We start from the raw sequence: 2,495 nt of genomic DNA, 5'->3' as shown, positions 1-2,495 counted from the left end.
GTCGAGATCGCCGCAGAGCTGCCTCACAACGCAAAGCTGCTGGTAGTCCTTCTCGCCGAAGACCGCAAAGTCGGGCGTTGCCTGCAGGAGGAGCTTTGCCACGACAGTGGCGACGCCTTCGAAAAAGGTCGGCCGAAAGTCCGATTCGAGCCCGGCGGAGGGGCCGCCGACTGAGATTTTCGTGGCGAAGCCGGCGGGATACATCTCGCCAACCGTCGGTGTGAAAGCAAGGTCGGCCTTTGCCGCGCCGAGCCGGTCGAGATCGCGGGCGAGTTGGCGCGGGTACTTGTCGAGGTCTTCGCTCGGCGCGAACTGTGTCGGGTTGACGAAGATCGACACGACGCAGCGCTCGGCTTTTTCGAGCGCGATCCTGACCAGCGAGATGTGCCCGTCGTGCAAAGCGCCCATGGTCGGCACCATGGCGACACGAAGGCCGTCACGGCGCCAGTCATGGATTTGCGTGCGAAGTGCGGCAACGCTGTCGACGACGACGGGTTGGCTCATGCGTCATCCCTGCTGTTTGTCGCCGAAAAGACATGGCCGGGGCCCGGGAAGGTCCGGTTTCGCACTTCTGCTGCATAGCTCTTTGCGGCATGCGAGATCGCGCTGCGCAGGTCGGCGTATTCCTTGACGAATTTCGGCACGCGATCGACGGTCAGCCCGACCATGTCGTCGATGACCAGGATCTGGCCGTCGCAGTCGCCGCTGGCGCCGATGCCGATGGTTGGAATGGCGAGGCGGCGGCTGATATCGGCGGCGACCCTCTCGACCGTGCCTTCGATGACCACCGAGAAAGCCCCGGCGTTCTCGACGGCGAGCGCATCGCGAAGCAATGCCGCAACAGCCTCCTCGGTGCGGCCTTTGATCTTGTAGCCGCCGTCCTTCTCGACCGATTGCGGCTGCAGGCCGATATGCCCCATGACCGGAATGCCGGCGGCGACGATGGCCGCGATCTGGCTAACCATTTCGACGCCGCCTTCGAGCTTCACCGCCTGGCAGCCGGTTTCGTCGACGACCCGCCGCGCCGAGGCGACGGCAAGTGCTGCCGTGACCTCATAGCTGCCAGCCGGCAGGTCGACGACGACGCAGGCACTGGCCGAGCCGCGCATCACGGCTTGCCCATGCGCGATCATCATCTCCAGGGAGGCACCCAGTGTCGTCTTGTGGCCATGGAGGACCATGGCGACACTGTCACCGACCAGAAGCAGATCGACATGGTGATCAAGCAGACGGGCGATGGGATAGGTATAGGCGGTCAGGCAAACGATCGGCGTGCCGCCCTTGCGGTGGCGAATCGCCTCGGCGCTGATGCGCATGTCGGTGGTCGGCAATTCCGTGGCCAATCGTCACCTCCTTTGGCCTCAAGCCGGGCTGGATACAAGCATGGGCGCGCAGAGCTTTAGAAACACCGCAAAGGCTTGGCAAGCGTGCATGCAGCCACCGGCAGGATCACAGGCTTGTGTCGGGTTTCAGGAAAGCCATTTGCGCACACGCCGTGGCAAAAGCCTTGCCTTCGGCAAGGCCTGACGCCATAAGCAGGAAACGGGCGCTGCTGGCGCGAGGGTTTTGAAATGAAGACTTTCCTTACGCAGTTTTTCACCTGGTGGAACAGCCAGACGATAGGAACCCGCCTGCACACGTGGCGGTATGGCAAGAAGGTCGGCCAGGACGAGACCGGCAATTTTTACTACGAAGGCGGCATCGATTCGGAAGGCCGCACGCGCCGCTGGGTCATCTACCGCAATTATTCGGAAGCTTCGGCGATACCGCCCGGCTGGCACGGCTGGATGCACCACCGTGTCGACGTCGCGCCGTCCAGCGAGGACTACAAGCCACGCGACTGGCAGAAGCCGCATCAGCCCAATCTGACCGGCAGCCCGGCGGCCTATCGCCCGAAGGGCTCGGTGCTCACCAATCAGCATCGCCCGCAGGTCACCGGCGACTACGATGCCTGGACACCCGGGTCGTAGCGACAGGGTGCAAGCCGGTCCTTTATCGCCACAATTGGTGTTTAGCTGCTTGCTGATCAGAAAACGGCGACTAGCCTTGGCGATCGACAGAATCACCCGGGCGCGAACCACCGGTATCTTTGCATGAGCTTTTCTTACTCAATATCGGCCAGTCTGGCGCTAGCCGCCGGTCTTGCCGTCAGCACCGTGGCCTTCGCCGCTTCGCCTGAGCCCGCGGCACCCGCACCGGCGCCGCCCGCGGGAGCGGACCGGGTTACCAATGCCGTTGCCGAGTTTGCCGGTATCGACAAGATCACCGGCCGGATCATCACCTTCGATGTCTATATCGACGAGACGGTGCAGTTCGGCGCTTTGCAGGTGACGCCGCGCGTCTGCTATTCGCGGCCGCAGGCGGAGGCGCCGAAGACCGATTCCTTCGTCGAGGTCGACGAGATCACGCTCGACCGCAAGATCCGCCGCATCTTCACCGGCTGGATGTTCGCTGAAAGCCCCGGCCTCAACGCCGTCGAGGATGCCGTCTACGAC

The 2,495-nt window shown here is 63.4% G+C and carries 4 protein-coding genes; 2 read left to right on the top strand and 2 right to left on the bottom strand.

From position 1 onward, the window contains the following. A partial coding sequence (locus EN991_RS32095) for a pantoate--beta-alanine ligase (RefSeq protein ID WP_164769527.1) occupies positions 1-504 on the bottom strand: 504 nt, incomplete at its 3' end. Then, complete coding sequence (gene panB / locus EN991_RS32090) at positions 501-1,316, bottom strand: 3-methyl-2-oxobutanoate hydroxymethyltransferase (RefSeq protein WP_206519294.1); 816 nt, start codon at positions 1,314-1,316, stop codon at positions 501-503. The genes EN991_RS32095 and panB, both read right to left, overlap by 4 nt. A 255-nt stretch (positions 1,317-1,571) precedes the next feature. On the opposite strand from panB, the gene EN991_RS32085 reads away from it, so the two are divergent. Continuing rightward, positions 1,572-1,970, top strand: coding sequence for an NADH:ubiquinone oxidoreductase subunit NDUFA12 (locus EN991_RS32085; RefSeq protein WP_013531353.1), 399 nt, complete (start codon positions 1,572-1,574; stop codon positions 1,968-1,970). A gap of 123 nt (positions 1,971-2,093) precedes the next feature. Then, positions 2,094-2,495 (top strand): DUF2155 domain-containing protein (locus tag EN991_RS32080; RefSeq protein ID WP_127370253.1); only part of this gene is annotated, 402 nt, incomplete at its 3' end.

Origin of the sequence: Mesorhizobium sp. M7A.F.Ca.US.005.03.2.1 (genome assembly GCF_003997795.1) — a bacterium.
GTDB lineage: Bacteria > Pseudomonadota > Alphaproteobacteria > Rhizobiales > Rhizobiaceae > Mesorhizobium > Mesorhizobium ciceri.
This window is presented reverse-complemented; position numbering and strand designations above follow the sequence as displayed.

Excerpts from the sequence above, each read along its gene's own strand:
- EN991_RS32085 (WP_013531353.1), top strand. The coding sequence starts at position 1,572 with ATGAAGACTTTCCTTACGCAGTTTTTCACCTGGTGGAACAGCCAGACG.
- panB (WP_206519294.1), bottom strand. The coding sequence starts at position 1,316 with ATGCGCATCAGCGCCGAGGCGATTCGCCACCGCAAGGGCGGCACGCCG.